Origin of the sequence: Clostridium sp. TW13 (genome assembly GCF_024345225.1) — a bacterium.
GTDB lineage: Bacteria > Bacillota > Clostridia > Clostridiales > Clostridiaceae > Inconstantimicrobium > Inconstantimicrobium mannanitabidum.
Window position 1 is genome coordinate 3,756,043 of the sequence record NZ_BROD01000001.1, and the last position, 14,766, is coordinate 3,770,808.

At 30.1% G+C, this 14,766-nt stretch carries 16 protein-coding genes; 7 read left to right on the forward strand and 9 right to left on the reverse strand.

All coding sequences use genetic code 11. From position 1 onward, the window contains the following. The first annotated feature begins 427 nt into the window (after positions 1 to 427). The 3 genes from OCU47_RS17350 (at position 428) to OCU47_RS17360 (ending at position 2,315) form a co-directional block, all read left to right on the forward strand. Entirely contained in the window at positions 428 to 1,351 is a 924-nt protein-coding gene (locus OCU47_RS17350; RefSeq protein ID WP_261829856.1) for a DUF475 domain-containing protein, read from the forward strand. A 112-nt stretch (positions 1,352 to 1,463) separates the two neighbouring features. Next, positions 1,464 to 1,868 (forward strand): hypothetical protein, encoded by a 405-nt coding sequence (locus tag OCU47_RS17355; protein WP_261829857.1) that lies wholly within the window; start codon positions 1,464 to 1,466, stop codon positions 1,866 to 1,868. A 66-nt stretch (positions 1,869 to 1,934) separates the two neighbouring features. Beyond that, on the forward strand, positions 1,935 to 2,315 hold the full coding sequence (locus OCU47_RS17360) for a VOC family protein (RefSeq protein WP_261829858.1): 381 nt from the start codon (positions 1,935 to 1,937) through the stop codon (positions 2,313 to 2,315). A 76-nt stretch (positions 2,316 to 2,391) separates the two neighbouring features. Here the strand turns inward: OCU47_RS17360 and OCU47_RS17365 are convergent, their stop codons facing one another. The 4 genes from OCU47_RS17365 to OCU47_RS17380 form a co-directional block, all read right to left on the reverse strand. Continuing rightward, positions 2,392 to 3,714, reverse strand: a complete 1,323-nt coding sequence (locus tag OCU47_RS17365; RefSeq protein WP_261829859.1) for a DUF4179 domain-containing protein — start codon at positions 3,712 to 3,714, stop codon at positions 2,392 to 2,394. Next, positions 3,704 to 4,258, reverse strand: coding sequence for a sigma-70 family RNA polymerase sigma factor (locus tag OCU47_RS17370; RefSeq protein ID WP_261829860.1), 555 nt, complete (start codon positions 4,256 to 4,258; stop codon positions 3,704 to 3,706). The genes OCU47_RS17365 and OCU47_RS17370 overlap by 11 nt, the downstream gene beginning before the upstream one ends. A gap of 271 nt (positions 4,259 to 4,529) precedes the next feature. Beyond that, complete coding sequence (locus OCU47_RS17375) at positions 4,530 to 5,609, reverse strand: ABC transporter permease (protein WP_261829861.1); 1,080 nt, start codon at positions 5,607 to 5,609, stop codon at positions 4,530 to 4,532. Between the two features lie 53 nt (positions 5,610 to 5,662). After that, positions 5,663 to 6,361: an ABC transporter ATP-binding protein gene (locus OCU47_RS17380; protein WP_376778045.1), complete on the reverse strand. Its 699-nt coding sequence runs from the start codon at positions 6,359 to 6,361 to the stop codon at positions 5,663 to 5,665. A 152-nt stretch (positions 6,362 to 6,513) separates the two neighbouring features. On the opposite strand from OCU47_RS17380, the gene OCU47_RS17385 reads away from it, so the two are divergent. Continuing rightward, the gene (locus OCU47_RS17385; RefSeq protein ID WP_261829863.1) at positions 6,514 to 7,134 is read left to right on the forward strand and encodes a TetR/AcrR family transcriptional regulator; all 621 of its coding nucleotides are present in this window, start codon (positions 6,514 to 6,516) and stop codon (positions 7,132 to 7,134) included. A gap of 40 nt (positions 7,135 to 7,174) precedes the next feature. Here the strand turns inward: OCU47_RS17385 and OCU47_RS17390 are convergent, their stop codons facing one another. Together OCU47_RS17390 and pdxR are read right to left on the reverse strand one after the other, a co-directional pair. Next, the gene (locus OCU47_RS17390) at positions 7,175 to 8,401 is read right to left on the reverse strand and encodes a DUF4272 domain-containing protein (protein ID WP_261829864.1); all 1,227 of its coding nucleotides are present in this window, start codon (positions 8,399 to 8,401) and stop codon (positions 7,175 to 7,177) included. A 116-nt stretch (positions 8,402 to 8,517) separates the two neighbouring features. Next, positions 8,518 to 9,945: a MocR-like pyridoxine biosynthesis transcription factor PdxR gene (gene pdxR, locus OCU47_RS17395; RefSeq protein WP_261829865.1), complete on the reverse strand. Its 1,428-nt coding sequence runs from the start codon at positions 9,943 to 9,945 to the stop codon at positions 8,518 to 8,520. A gap of 145 nt (positions 9,946 to 10,090) precedes the next feature. Between pdxR and OCU47_RS17400 the strand changes: the two genes are divergently transcribed. Then, positions 10,091 to 10,708 (forward strand): DUF1847 domain-containing protein, encoded by a 618-nt coding sequence (locus OCU47_RS17400; RefSeq protein WP_261829866.1) that lies wholly within the window; start codon positions 10,091 to 10,093, stop codon positions 10,706 to 10,708. A gap of 114 nt (positions 10,709 to 10,822) precedes the next feature. Here OCU47_RS17400 and OCU47_RS17405 read toward each other — a convergent pair whose 3' ends face one another. The 3 genes from OCU47_RS17405 to OCU47_RS17415 form a co-directional block, all read right to left on the reverse strand. Next, positions 10,823 to 11,404 (reverse strand): NAD(P)H-dependent oxidoreductase, encoded by a 582-nt coding sequence (locus tag OCU47_RS17405; RefSeq protein ID WP_261830651.1) that lies wholly within the window; start codon positions 11,402 to 11,404, stop codon positions 10,823 to 10,825. Positions 11,405 to 11,575: 171 nt separating this feature from the next. Further along, the gene (locus OCU47_RS17410; protein WP_261829867.1) at positions 11,576 to 11,947 is read right to left on the reverse strand and encodes a DUF1304 domain-containing protein; all 372 of its coding nucleotides are present in this window, start codon (positions 11,945 to 11,947) and stop codon (positions 11,576 to 11,578) included. A 273-nt stretch (positions 11,948 to 12,220) separates the two neighbouring features. Continuing rightward, complete coding sequence (locus OCU47_RS17415; RefSeq protein ID WP_261829868.1) at positions 12,221 to 13,129, reverse strand: alpha/beta fold hydrolase; 909 nt, start codon at positions 13,127 to 13,129, stop codon at positions 12,221 to 12,223. Positions 13,130 to 13,306: 177 nt separating this feature from the next. On the opposite strand from OCU47_RS17415, the gene OCU47_RS17420 reads away from it, so the two are divergent. After that, positions 13,307 to 13,900, forward strand: coding sequence for a TetR/AcrR family transcriptional regulator (locus tag OCU47_RS17420; RefSeq protein ID WP_261829869.1), 594 nt, complete (start codon positions 13,307 to 13,309; stop codon positions 13,898 to 13,900). Positions 13,901 to 14,061: 161 nt separating this feature from the next. Further along, entirely contained in the window at positions 14,062 to 14,766 is a 705-nt protein-coding gene (locus tag OCU47_RS17425) for an ABC transporter ATP-binding protein (RefSeq protein ID WP_261829870.1), read from the forward strand.

A 14,766-nucleotide genomic window follows, 5' to 3' on the forward strand; every position in this document is an offset into this window, starting at 1 on the left:
AATACCTTGGATTTTACATTACTATCAAAACTTCTTGGTTTACTTATAACATCACAATCAATGTTATTGTGTTTCTTAAACATTTATTTATCATAAGCATTTAAAACTAAATATTTATTTAGCTTTTTTGTTTATCCAGACTTATTAGAATAATAACAACATACTATTATTGCAATAACAACTAAAAAAATCAAAAATATCTTCAATTAATCTAATCTCTACTATAAACTGCAAACTTGTCTCTGTACACTATATCATATTTCAACCAAAATTAGGAGTTCATTTTTTGATAAATGCAATAACAAATTGTCAAAATTCCTCTATAATTAAATCATAAAAAAATAAATATATTGATTGATGAAAGTAAATAATACTGTTATCACTTATTTTTAAAAATATAATTCTTATTTGAAAGGATGAACTTTTTATGCAAATCATATCAATTATTTTTATAGTAATAGGGTTATGTCTATTTGAAGTGGTTTCAAGTATAGATAACGCTGTAATAAATGCTGAAGTTTTATCCACCATGTCCCCAAAGGCAAAGAAATGGTTCTTACTGTATGGAATATTGTTTGCAGTTTTTATAGTGAGAGGCTTATTGCCTTGGGCTATTGTATGGGCCACAAATCCAAGTCTTGGTCCTATTGGTGCATTAACAGCAACCTTCTCAAACGACCCACACATAATAGAATCTATAGAATATTCAACTCCTATACTTATGCTTGGAGGTGGAGTGTTTCTTGTATTCTTATTTCTTCATTGGTTATTTATTGAAGACAAACATTTAGGGCTCCCAACTGAAGAATTCTTTTTAAAAAATGGTGCTTGGTTTTACGCTGTTGCTTCAATTATTTTAGTTATTATTGTGGCAGTATCATTAAAATACAATCCAGCTCTTGCTTTATCAGCTGTAATAGGTTCCTCTGCATTTTTCATAACAGATGGATTCAAAAAGAATGCAGAAGAAAATGAACAGAATTTGCTTAACAATACCAATCAAATGTCAGATATAAGTAAAATACTATACTTAGAAATAATAGACACTACTTTCTCAATTGATGGAGTCTTAGGTGCCTTTGCATTTACAATGTCAATTCCCTTAATTATCTTAGGTAATGGAATCGGGGCTATTGTAGTTAGACAGATTACACTAGGAAGTGTAGATAAAATAAAAAAATATGTTTATCTTAAAAATGGAGCTATGTACTCAGTAATGTGTCTTGGTATTATTATGGTCCTTGAAGGATTTCATATTGAAGTACCTGAATATATTTCACCACTGCTTACTGTTTTGATAATAGTATACTTTTTTCTTAAATCAAGGAATTATGCTAAACAATCTCTTTAAAGACTAAATTCCCCATATAAATTTCTATTCATAGAAACACTCCTAGTAAGTATATATTTTACAATATATGCATGGTATAATTTATTTATCAATATTTAGGAAGTGAATAGTTATGAAAGAAAAAAGGCCTATGTTAGTAACCTTTATTGCAGATTTAACTTTGTTTTATGCATTTTTGTTCATATTAGCAATGCTACCAATTCATAAAATCTTCGAAAAAGTTAATATTTACTTTTCCCCAATGTCTGGCTTTATAGATTGGGTAATTACTATATTAAACATTATAATTCTTCTAACTATCGCCTACGGTTACTATAAAATTAAGGGTTGGGCATATTACTTACTTCTATCATATAATTTATTCTTTTTAACAACATCTATAATTTTTATGGTAACCCAAATTAAACCACAATATAGTATGCCCGGTTTTACAGAAACCTTTTTAGGTCTTATGCTTACCTATCCATCTAAAAGATATTTCATCAAACAGAAGTCTAATCTAGAAGAAAGCAAGTAATTTTTATATTTATGGTGTATACTAATTTAAAATGAATAATACTTTTATGATTAGGGAGATATGCAAATGATAAACAAGATAGGCAAAATAACTTTATATGTAAATAATCAAGAGGAAGCTAAAAAGTTTTGGACTGAAAAGTTAAACTTTGTAGTTAAATTTGAGCAAGCCATGGGTCCAACAATGAAATGGTTAGAGGTAGGTCCAAGTGAAAATGAATTTACCACTTTCATTTTATATGATAAAAATGCTATGCTTTCTCAAAATCCATCAGCTAATGTTCTACATCCTTCTGTTATATTAAGCACTAGTGATATAGAAAATGCACATAATAAAATGAAGGAAAATGGCGTTGAACTTACAGATATCAAAGCTATGCCTTATGGAAAAATGATGACTTTTAAAGATCAAGACGGAAATGACTACATGCTTAGAGAAGATAGATAATATTATAAAAGAGCTACCTGGTTTATCCAGGTAGCTCTTTGTCTTATTTGAAGCTATATATGTGCTTTTCAGTTTTCTACTTCAATGTAATTTCTGACTGCTCTTCCTTATAATCTCCCTTGCAGTCTAATACGCCTCCACTCATTTTAATACTTACTTTATCAGACTTAAAGGAATCATTAAACTCTACAATATATCCATCACCTATATCTTCTATATTTTCAGCAAAACTACCATTATTTAAATATAAACTTAAAATCATATTAAATACTTGCTTTTTATCATTGCCTCTAACATAAGCATGGATTTTACCGTTGCTTCTATCAATTTTATATATTTCAGCTTTATTGCCATCCTTAAATGTAATAGATTTTGTAAAACTTACTCCATTAATTTCTCCCTTTGGAAAAGCATCTAGTTGTTTTGCCTCTATTTCATCATGCTTTAACCCTTCTTCTTTTGTTTCTTCTTTTCTATTTGTATTTTCATAACCTTCGTTGGTATGCTTTATAAGTTGGACTGTCTTATTATTTTTTATTAGGTTATATCCTATATCTGGCGATACATTGTAACACTTACCATTTTCAACTCCAAAACCTTCTCCGCTGAAAGGATATATCTTATTATTTATCTTAAAGAAATACTCTGTAAAACCCAAACTTTTATTGCTAGTAACAACTACACCTAATCTATTGGCTTCAATATCGCTAATATTAACCCCAATATCCTTACCCATAGTTGCTTGCTTCTCAATAGTTTCACTAAATATCTTTGAAAAATCTACTTTCATATTCCAAACTAACGGTTGTTTAAAAGCATCACTTATAGCTTCAAACTTGAAATTTCCCTTACTTGGGAATTCATTTTCTGACATAAAATCAGTAACTCTCAATTCTGTATTATCATTAATGTTTCCTAATCCTCCAGTGGAACCAGGAGATTGCCCCTCAAAATCATACCCTAAATGAACCAAAGGTCTCTTTGACTTTGCCCACTTAGAATTATATTGAATCTTTACAGCTACCTTTATAACATGTTTCGTGCCTATCAAATTTTCTAAGGTAATCTTAACACCATTTTCTTCATAAGTTTTACCCACATAAACAGATTGAGGTAGATACTCTGACTTAAAACCAAAACCCTCATATAATTTATTAAATACAGGTAACATATTCGCAAACACATTATTACCATTAGTAATTACTAGTACTGATATTAATATAACAACTACTGCTGCCACTAAACCACGTTTATTAACTTTACTATTATCTTTAATAATTTTCTTTCTTAAATTCTTCTTTAATTTCTCTTTTTCCTCTTCTGAAAATCTAACATCTATAGAATCATATTCTTCTAAGTTTACATCTTCTAAATTTATATTATTGAAATCATCGCTCATTATAAATTTCCTCCATGAATACATGCTTTAGCTTTTTCTTTATTCGTAATAATTTGTTGCTAACAGCACTTTTACTTATACCCAGATCAGTACTTATTTCAGCTACACTTTCATCTTTAAAATAACGTCTAGTGATTATATCCTTGCTACCTTCATCTAATTTTTCTAAACATCCACTTAATGATTGCCTCTCTAATTTCTTATTTACTGCTTCAAATGCAGTATCTTCAAGTGAATATGCCAGTTCTTCCTTTAACTCTAGTTTACAGCTATGCTTCTTTTCTTTTCTTAAAATATCTATAGCTTGTCTTTTAGTTATAACCACAAACCACTTGGCAAAACTTTCACTATCACCCTTGAACGAACCTATGTTGTTCCAAACTTTAAGCAAAGCATCATTAGTACATTCCTCACTAAGTTCCCTGTTGTTTAATATGCTATAGCTTACCTTTAACCCCAAATCAGAATATTTATCTACCAAATAATCTAGGGCTTTGAAATCCTTATACATTAGTGCTTGAATAAAATTATTCTCATCTATCATTCGTTTCTTCCTTTCTAAAGGTACCTTCATCTATATAAACGTAAACTCTTTAAAAATATCTCACATCAAGTGAAACTTGATTCAGGTGGGGTTTGATCCCCCTCTGAATCTTAGTTGAACTTATCCATGAGCGTGCAGCAGTTATCTCCAACTTAAAGAAGTTGGAGTGTTACGGATGCTAGCTATCGGATAAAATAAAAAAGCCATAAACTTAATTATGACTTTAAAACCCTTAGTTTTTAAAAATATTATTATATCATAGATTTATAATTTATATCTTCCTATATCTCTTTAATCCCAATACATTTAATACATAAAACACTAAAGCAAATAATAATAAGACTCCAAGATAAAATTGTATATCTGCAAATCCATAAGCTTTTACCATTATTCCTTGTAAGGCTTGTGCTCCATAATATAGTGGCATGATATGAGCAAGCTTTTGAAGCCAATCAGCCATAGTATCTATAGGAATCAATCCAGTGAAAAATATTTGTGGCACTACCACAATAGGTATGAACTGCATCATCTGAAATTCTGAATTTGCAAAGGTTGATAATAATATTCCTAGGGATAAGGCTACAAAGGCTATAATAATATTGGTCAATAACATTAATGAAATACTCCCTGCCATTCTAATCTTTAATACATAAATTGAGAAAAGAACTATTACTATAGTTTGCACAACAGCAAATATTCCATATCCAAGTAAATATCCAAGTACTATTTCTCTTCTTTTAATTGAAGTTGATAACAATTTTTCTAGTGTTTTTGATGTTCTTTCTTTTAATAAGGATATTCCTGAAATTAAGAATACAAAGAAAAATACAAAAAAACCGATTAATATAGGACTAAGAGTATCAAAGAAAGATAAATTTTCATCCCCATACACATAGTTATTTTCTATTGATAAGTTTGCTTTGGAACTTCCAGCATTTTTGCTCATTTTTTGCGTCATTTTTCTTAAATCATTTACTTGTATTTTAGTTAAGGCTCCTTGAACCTTTGCCTTTACCTTTGTACTATCAGAAGGAGTACTATTTTCATATGTTATATATAACTTGTCATCCTCTTGATTGATAAATGCTTTTAAGCTATCACTAGTTATTTTCTTCTTCAAATCTTCCTTGTCATTATATTTTATAACATCAATATCATTTGCTTTTAACTCATCATTGAAGCTGTCACTGGTTGAGTACACACCAACCTTAAGCTTTACAGTATCATCTGAAGTAAACATAAAATTCACCAAGGATAAGATAACCAAAGGAGCAAACATCATCAGTGCCAATGTTCTCTTATCTCTAATATTCTGAAGCAATATTCTTTTTACTAACGCCATTACTATCATTTTTCTTTCCTCCTCATAAGACATCTAACAATCAATAATAAATCAAAATAGACTTACATAAAGATCTCTTCCACAGTATTAACCTTGAACTTCTCTTTTAGCTCTGCAACACTGCCTGTGGCTATTATCTGCCCATCTCTAATCAAGGCCAACTTATCACATTTTTCTGCCTCATCTATTACATGAGTAGTTACAATTATTGTTTTTCCCTGCTGCTTCAAGGCCTTTAGCTCTTTCCAAATGCTGAATCTTAGTTTTGGGTCAATTCCAACTGTTGGTTCATCTAGTATAAGTAACTTAGGGTCTTGAATCAAACAAGCTGCTAAGGATAATCTTCTTTTCATTCCACCAGAATAGTTTCCTACTCTTTTAGACAAGTTTTCTTCAAGATTAACAAGCTTTGCTGTATACTCAATTCTTTCCCTTATTTCACTTTTTGATAGCCTAAATAACTTCGCAAAAAACTCTAGATTTTCTTTTCCTGTTAACTCCTCATATAAAGCATCAGATTGCGCCATATATCCAATATTATTTAGAACTTTAAGGTTAGGAATTTTTTCTCCCAACACTTCCACCATTCCGCTATCTATTTTCTCCATACCCATTATTGACTTAACTAAAGTAGTTTTTCCTGAACCTGATGGTCCAATCAAACCTATAATTTCGCCCTCTTTTACTTCTAAGTTTATATTATTTAAAACTGTTACCTTTGAATATTTCTTAACTACATTAGAAACTTTTACAATATCCATAGTCATCCTCCTTATCATTCTCCTATTGCTTGCTTCTCCATAATTCCATTATAATTAAGATAGCTATATTAACAATAATCACCGTAATGCAAAGTGTTAATTTATGAACACTTATGTGCAATATGTTTATTATTGTACTTTTGGAGGACTTTATGAGTTTAAAAAGTGATAAAACAAAAAAATTGATAATAGATACCTTGGTAAAGCTAATGGGTGAAAAAGATTTTGATAAGATAACAGTTAAAGATCTTACTGATGCTCTGGATATTAATAGAGGTACATTTTACCTTCACTATAAAGATAAATATGATTTGCTGGAGCAGATAGAAAATGAGATTCTAGGAGAAATTAATGAAATAGTAGTGACTTCACAAAAGAAACTTACCAGTGGTTTTATATTTCCTGCTAATGAAGAAGCTGTATTAAACACTTTCATTTCTATTTATAGATACATAAATGAGAATGCTGATTTCATGAAAATCATATTAGGACCAAATGGAGACTTGAGTTTCCAAATGAAGATTAGAAACTTAGTTGAAGATTGGCTTGTCTTAAACGTACCAGTAAGTGATGCAGCTGAAAAGTTGCCTATAAAATACCTTGCAGCAATCGCATCATCTGCTCAACTTGGCATTATACAAAAATGGCTTAAAAGTGGAATGAAAGAAACACCAGAAGAGCTAGCTTCATTTGTACGAGATATAATAAGTTCAATATACAAAGGTGTAATTAAAGACTTGATTGAGAATCCTTACTATAACAAAAAGGACTAATACATCAAATTTAGTGTATTAACCCTTCATAATATAAATCTTAAGTATTAGGACAAATATCATCCCAATCACATTGTCCATTAGCACTTATTAACCAATTTAAAGCAAAGTGTTGTTCCTGAACCACTCCTGAATCTAATGATGCTGGAGCTTCTTTTCCCTGTACTCTTGCATCTACACATGCCCAATCATAGTATAGAATTCTTGTGTGCATATCAAGTAATTCTTCATTGCTTCTAATATTGGATGCTTGTACCATTTCATCTATTGAGTTATAACTCCTCAATATGCCTGCTATCTCTCTTACATTGCAAATTTCAGTTTGTGCATTTAGTTCTATAAAACCTAGCGCCCACAACAACACAGCACATCTTTCATATTGCCAAGAAAATTGTATAGATGTAACTCTATCTGGCTCATCCATTTCAATATACTCTTTTTCACGCTTACTAAAAAACTCTTTGATTCCATACCTTGCATTCATTTGCTCAACTTCAGTTTTTGCAAGTTCCAAAGATCCACCTTCCATTAGCAAGCATTCACCCTTTAATGCCACACAAAATATTGCCACAACTCTCTTTGCAATTTCTTCTACTGGTGGAACAACTACTTCAGATTCCATAATTTGAGTTCCTAACATGAAGCTTGTATGAGGTATATTCTTTTCATCACATTCTTTAATGATTTGTGTATATCTTTCTTCATCCTTAGGTGTTGTCTCCATATCTCTTTTTAAAAGTTCTGAAGGCACAATTGGATAATAATTTTCAAACTCTGTTTCTCCACTTCTAGATATAAGTAATTTACCCTCAGAAGTGAACAATTCCATAGTAGGATATAATATCAAACTTTGTGTTTCTCCAGCTATCTTATATATTGTATTTATAATATAATTTGTTCTTGTTTCATCCGCGTTCATATCAAAAATAATCCCAACAATACAAGTAAACATACGAATTTGAATTATGGCATGCTCTAATACTTCCTTATTTTCTAAAGGTGATTCAGAAAAGAAATTTGCCATGCCATCTATCTGTCTAGCTACATAATTTATGTCATCATTCAAATGGAACTCCAACTTTGTATTATCTTTAAAAGTAAACTCTATGCCACCCTCTATTTCTTCAATAGACTTTGTTACCTCTGAAAATTCTTTCTTTGCAGCTTTATAAAGATTTTCACTATCTATGGTTACAGAATATAAGGTCATTACCCCTCTTTCTACTTCTTTCTTTTCCTCTTTCTTTTTCTTTTTAAATAAACCCATATTATCTCCCCATTTTCTCATTATTTTTAATACTTCTATGATAAAAACTAACTAATTTAATTGTAACAGAACCCCAATTTATAGCAATACCATTAAAACCTTCTATATAGTTTTGTTTACTTTTTGAACCAAGCATCATTCAAGCATCTAATAGCTTGTTCTATTTCATTGGTTGGTATTCCTTTATATGAAATTAAAACTCTAACTAATCCATTGCTGCTAGAAGAATTCTTTTCTATATAATACTTTGAGATAGGAGAGATATTTATATTAGCATAGCTTGCAAGATTAACAACTTCCGCCTCTGTCAAATTTGTTTTAATCTCTAAAATAACTCTCATTCCCGCACTACTTGTTATTAAATTCACCCTATCTCCCATATAATTGTGAACTGCTTTTGTTATTATCTTATACTTATTTTCATAATGTCTTTTCATTTTTCTTAGATGACTTTCAAAATACCCCTGCTTCATATACCTTGCTAAAGTAATTTGATTTAATTTTGAAGCGGTTTGAGAATGCATTCTATATTTTTCAAAGTATGCTTCTAGTAACCATTTAGGTAATACCATAAAACTCACTCGTAAAGATGGAATAAACAGTTTTGAAAACGTCCCTAAATATATTACTCTATCAACTTTATCTAAACTTTTTAATGCAGGAATAGGCTTTCCAACAAATCGCATTTCACTATCATAATCATCCTCAATAATAATTCCATCGTTTTCTTGAGCCCAATTTAAGAGCTGCAATCTATTTTTTGCAGACATAATTACTCCTTTTGGAAATTGATGTGATGGAGTAGCAAAAACAATTTTGCAGTCTTTATTATTTTCAAGTTGCCCCACGTCTAGCCCCTCCATACCTACATTAATTGGTTGAATATTAAACTGATTTCTCTCAAAAATATATCTTATATAACTACTCCCTGGCTCTTCCATCCCAATACACTCAAAATTCTCTCGTAACATCTGACAAATTAAATTTAAACAATACTGGGTTCCTGCTCCTACAATTATTTGATTTGGTTGGCAATGAACTCCTCTATTCTCAAAGATATATTTTGCAAGTTCACAACGCAATTCATATTCACCCTGAGGATCACCATAGCTTAACATACTTTCAAACTCTTTATTTAAAATTGAATTAATTATACGCTTTAGTGGTTTTACATCATAACATTCCTTGTCCATATACAATGGTGCAAAATCATACTTAAATTTCATTTTTGCATCACTATTCTCATCTGTAAATCTTGATGAATCTATAAATTTATCTTCTCTTAATAATTCGAACTGTATTTCCTCAACCAAATAACCAACCTTAGGAATTCTTTTCACATACCCTTCAGAATATAATTGCTCATATGCAGATTCAACAGTGTTTTTACTAAGTTGAAGACTTTGTGATAGTTTTCTGAGTGATGGTAACTTTTCGTTTCCTTTAATATTTCCATTAATAATCTCTTGTTTTATATACTCATATAACTGATAGTATATAGGTTTATCTGCTGTTTTATCTATAAGTGGACTAAAAGAAAACATGATTCTCATCTCCTTCTGTACCCATAATTTTATAAAATCTGTACCTTTTATATAGGACAAAATTTAACTATATTATAGATGTTAATGTATTTTCTAACAACCATAGTTAACCCAAATACAAAATTAAAGGAGGAAATTATTAATTATGTACAACTGTGCTTTATGCTCAATTCATGCATGTAGTAGTGGTAAATTAGATATGGCTCCAAAAAACTGTCCATGTTTAAATGATGAGATGGATGAAATAAAATCATTATATAAAGATGAAGAAAATCATAATATTGCCCAAGCTTCTTCTTTAATTGTAAGTGACTCTTATGGAACAAAAACAAGATTAGAAGAAACAATTGCCTTTGCAAAGAAATGTGGGTATAAGAAAATAGGATTAGCTTTTTGCATAGGATTGGTTGAAGAAAGCAAGATTATTAGTAAGGTGCTTTCCTATCATGGGTTTGAAGTAAGTTCTGTAATATGTAAAAACGGACACCTTTCTAGAGAGTTAATTGATATAAATAATACAAAAGTAGCTATGTGTAACCCAATTGGCCAAGCAACATTTTTAAATGAATCTGAAACAGAGCTTAATATCATTGTTGGTCTATGTGTTGGACACGATTCTTTATTTATAAAATATTCAAAAGCTCCTGTAACTATCTTTGCTGTAAAAGATAGAGTTTTATGCCACAATCCTTTAGCAGTAATATATCAAGCAGATACTTACTACAAAGATAAACTATTTCCTGAGGATATTAATCAAAAATAGAATATCTAAAATAAAAACTTATACTTCAACTAATATTATAAGCACATAAAAAAATCGCAAATTCAGTGAACTGCGATTTTTTTATTTTTATTATATTTTCTTCTTAATTTAAAATTATAATGTCTCTGCAACTATTTTTGCTATCTCATTTAAATAATCCCCACGAGTTTCATCAGAAACATATGGAACTGCTCCAAAGAAAGCATGTTTTACGTCCTCTATGCCACTAAAATTGAATATACTTTGATCTGTTGTTTGTTTCATTGAATCATGCATTCCATTTGCAGCATACACTTCATTTGGTGTTCCTGTTGTACAGAATAGCAGTCCCTTTTTACCTTTTAATAATCCATTTATAACTCCATCTACAGATTCATAAGCAAAGCCATATGAAAAAACTCTATCAACATATCCTTTTAATATCGCCGGAACTGAAGCCCACCAAACTGGATAGATAAAGGTAATAACATCTGCCCATTTTACATGTTCTTGTTCTGCTGCAATATCTTCTGGTACCCTTCCACTTTGAAATGCTTCAAAATCTGATGGTTTAAGTATTGGATCAAAGCCCATTTCATATAAATTACGAACTACTACCTTTGCTCCCTTTTCTTCAGACGCTTTAACCACAGTATCTAATATCCCTTTTCCAAAACTTTTTGGATTTGGATGTGCAAAAATTATTAAATGATTCATCATTAATTCCTCCTTTATTTATAAGTTAAAATCTAATATCTAGATATACTTTGATATCTTCAACTAAAATCTCTTATAAAAATATATCTAACTAAATACATAAATTAATATTTCCTTAAGCTCAAAATATAATTCTCAAATATAACCTATAGAAAAATTCTTAATATTAAACTATCTGCTTAAAATTAGCATAATCATTGCTAAAATAGCTAACCCACCCTGTGTAAATATTATTTTCTTATTAGCTGTAATTGAACCATATATAGCAGCTACTATTACACAGCTTAAGAAGAAATATCTTAATGGATTCACCATCACTGCTGGTGAAACAAAACTCCAAAGTAACCCTGCCGCTAAAAATCCATTATATAATCCTTGATTAGCGAACATAACTCCAACTTCTTTTTTCTCAAGTAACTTACTATCTAAATCAAAGGCTTTTTTAGCAACGGAAGATTGAATAAAAAACATCTCAAGTAACATTATAAAAATATGTTCAACTGCTACTGCACAAATTAAAATGGCTAAAATTATTTCTATCATATAAATTACTCCTTTATTGCTTCTAAATTTAATATAAATAAAATTCATTGTTATAAATTATATTGTATACAACCTTTATTTATTTGTCAATTATATTTGTACTAGAATTAATATTGATATTCCAAGACTTTAGAAAAAGAACTTCATGTAGAATTTCGTCCAATTAAGCACTAGCAATTTAATGTATATGTCAAAGGGTGCCACACTTCTTGTAGCACCCTTTGACATGACCCTAAACTTATCAACCACACTCGTTAAAACATACATCCACTACTATTTCCTATGCTTATATAAATAATTAGTTACAACTTCACAGTACTTATCAGGTTCTTCTACTCTAACGTAATGCCCTGAGAAATCAAACATAATCACTTCAGAATCTTTTACTCTACTTATAAATTCTTTAGTTTGAATTTCACAGGTTATAGGATCATATTTCCCTTTAAGCAACAAACATGGCTTATTTATATTTTCTAGTTCTGAAAACACATCCTTGTATACTCTCCAATCACTAAGTAATCTCCACCTTGTATTGCAGGATTTTGCCCACAGAATTCCACCATCCGTAGTACTCATAGCTATTTTCTCAATAATCTGCTTGTCATCACCAAACCACATAAAGTTATTTGCATTGGCTCCAAGTTCATTTATTACTTCCATAAGTAATTTATTGATTTGTTTATAATCTTTAACCTCTTCTAATTCTTTTAAATATTTTTCTGCTGATTCTGAACCACCTAACTTAATCAATTCATCTACTGCAGCCTTTAACATTGAACGCTCTGAAAGTTCAAAACTAAAAGACGGGCATTCATATATCATGGTTTCAATAGAATCTGGATATAAATTAGCATAAAGAACAGCTAAATATCCACCAAATGAATGACTAAGTAATGACCAGCTTTTTATATTCAACTTTTTTCTCAGTTCTTCAAAATCCTCAATGATATCTTCAAGAGAAATACTTTCTTCCTCTGAAATTCCTTCTGATCTCCAAACACCTCTTTGATCTGGAGCTATAATCCTAAAATTCTTTGATAATTTATTTCCCTGATATTCAATAAAATCTGCAGCACCAATGCCACCTGGTCCACCATGAATAAACAACAATGCTGGAGCTGATTCCTCCCCTAGAACTTCTGTATAAAGTTCTTTGCCTCTAATTTTATAACAATTACTCATTTAATTTTCTCCTAATAACAAATCAATTTTTTCCAATCTTATCAACTCTAGTATATCAAAATAAAGTAATTTACTCACATTCTATTATGCTTTATTTTGTCCTATTATAAACTAAGTTTATTGTTGACAAGCTAATGCTATTAGGAGTATTCTTTAAAAGAGAACGGAGGTTTTCTAATGCAATATTTAAAGGATGAAGTTAGGGATAAAATAAGAAAAGAAGCTATAAAGGAATTCCGAACTGTAGGCTATAAAGGTGCATCCATAAGGACCATAGCTTCAAATTCTAATACATCTGTAGGAAATCTATACAAATACTTTGACAGTAAAGAAGCTTTATATGAAGACATTATTGGCTCTGTATATAATAGACTTATGAATTATATAAATCAATTTCATGAAGTTGAATTAAATGATAAAGCTTGCAACGTATTTTATAAGCTCACTGAAGAAGTAACTGGAATCTTTAAAGAGAGTAGTTTAGAAATAGCTATATTACTTAATAAAAGTCAAGGTTCTAAATATGAGAACTGTAAAAATACCTTTATAGATTTTGTTACTAAAATAGTCACTGATATTATGTGCTACCATCTATCTACACAAGGGAAGGTTCTTCAAGATAATTTTCTTATATATTTACTTGCAAATAATCTTGTTGAAAGCATTTCTATTATCGTGGACCAAAAAAATGATGGTGAAGAAGTCAGAAGTTTAATATTAAGTATAATTGACATCCTATACAAAGATATAGAAAAAAAACTCAATGTATAATTGATTTAATCTGTTACTTAATCTTTGGTATCTCCAAAAATAAGTAAGCAATATTCCAGTGTAGTGAATAATGCTATTTATTCTTAAGAACCTTGAGTAACAGTTATTTTTAAATTCAAAAGAGAACAACGGTTCAGAAATAGTTACATAGGAGGTAATTTATGAGTAGTTTCATAGAAGTAAAAAATGTAAAGAAAAGCTACAACGTAGGTGAAGTAGCAATAACAGCAGTTGACGATGTTTCTTTTTCAATAGGTAAAGGTGAACTTGTTATAATTTTAGGTGCAAGTGGGGCAGGAAAATCCACCATCCTTAATCTTATTGGGGGCATGGATCATGTAACAGAGGGCAGTATTTTTATAGATGGTAACGACATAAGCAAATATAATAAAAAAATGCTAACCCAGTATAGAAGAGAAGATATTGGCTTTGTATTTCAATTTTATAATCTAGTTCAAAACCTAAATGCAGTTGAAAATGTGGAACTTGCAGTAGAAATATGCAAAAATCCTATGGATCCTGTTGAAGTACTAAAAAATGTTGGTCTTGAGCATAGACTGTATAATTTCCCATCACAACTTTCCGGAGGAGAACAACAAAGAGTGTCTATTGCCAGAGCTCTTGCAAAGAATCCTAAACTACTTCTTTGTGATGAACCTACAGGAGCACTTGATTATAATACAGGAAAATCCATACTAAAGTTACTTTCAGACACAGTTAAGAAATATAACATGACAGTAGTAATAATAACTCATAATTCAGCTATAGCACCAATTGCAGATAAAGTCATAACAGTTAAAAGCGGTAAAATTGAGAGCATTAAAGAAAACCCTAATCCAGTATCTATAGAAAGCATTGAGTGGTAA

Bases quoted from the DNA above. Each gene is read 5' to 3' on its own strand.
- OCU47_RS17350 (WP_261829856.1), top strand. From the start codon at position 428: ATGCAAATCATATCAATTATTTTTATAGTAATAGGGTTATGTCTATTT.
- OCU47_RS17355 (WP_261829857.1), top strand. From the start codon at position 1,464: ATGAAAGAAAAAAGGCCTATGTTAGTAACCTTTATTGCAGATTTAACT.
- OCU47_RS17360 (WP_261829858.1), top strand. From the start codon at position 1,935: ATGATAAACAAGATAGGCAAAATAACTTTATATGTAAATAATCAAGAG.
- OCU47_RS17365 (WP_261829859.1), bottom strand. From the start codon at position 3,714: ATGAGCGATGATTTCAATAATATAAATTTAGAAGATGTAAACTTAGAA.
- OCU47_RS17370 (WP_261829860.1), bottom strand. From the start codon at position 4,258: ATGATAGATGAGAATAATTTTATTCAAGCACTAATGTATAAGGATTTC.
- OCU47_RS17375 (WP_261829861.1), bottom strand. From the start codon at position 5,609: ATGATAGTAATGGCGTTAGTAAAAAGAATATTGCTTCAGAATATTAGA.
- OCU47_RS17380 (WP_376778045.1), bottom strand. From the start codon at position 6,361: ATGGATATTGTAAAAGTTTCTAATGTAGTTAAGAAATATTCAAAGGTA.
- OCU47_RS17385 (WP_261829863.1), top strand. From the start codon at position 6,514: ATGAGTTTAAAAAGTGATAAAACAAAAAAATTGATAATAGATACCTTG.
- OCU47_RS17390 (WP_261829864.1), bottom strand. From the start codon at position 8,401: ATGGGTTTATTTAAAAAGAAAAAGAAAGAGGAAAAGAAAGAAGTAGAA.
- pdxR (WP_261829865.1), bottom strand. From the start codon at position 9,945: ATGTTTTCTTTTAGTCCACTTATAGATAAAACAGCAGATAAACCTATA.
- OCU47_RS17400 (WP_261829866.1), top strand. From the start codon at position 10,091: ATGTACAACTGTGCTTTATGCTCAATTCATGCATGTAGTAGTGGTAAA.
- OCU47_RS17405 (WP_261830651.1), bottom strand. From the start codon at position 11,404: ATGAATCATTTAATAATTTTTGCACATCCAAATCCAAAAAGTTTTGGA.
- OCU47_RS17410 (WP_261829867.1), bottom strand. From the start codon at position 11,947: ATGATAGAAATAATTTTAGCCATTTTAATTTGTGCAGTAGCAGTTGAA.
- OCU47_RS17415 (WP_261829868.1), bottom strand. From the start codon at position 13,129: ATGAGTAATTGTTATAAAATTAGAGGCAAAGAACTTTATACAGAAGTT.
- OCU47_RS17420 (WP_261829869.1), top strand. From the start codon at position 13,307: ATGCAATATTTAAAGGATGAAGTTAGGGATAAAATAAGAAAAGAAGCT.
- OCU47_RS17425 (WP_261829870.1), top strand. From the start codon at position 14,062: ATGAGTAGTTTCATAGAAGTAAAAAATGTAAAGAAAAGCTACAACGTA.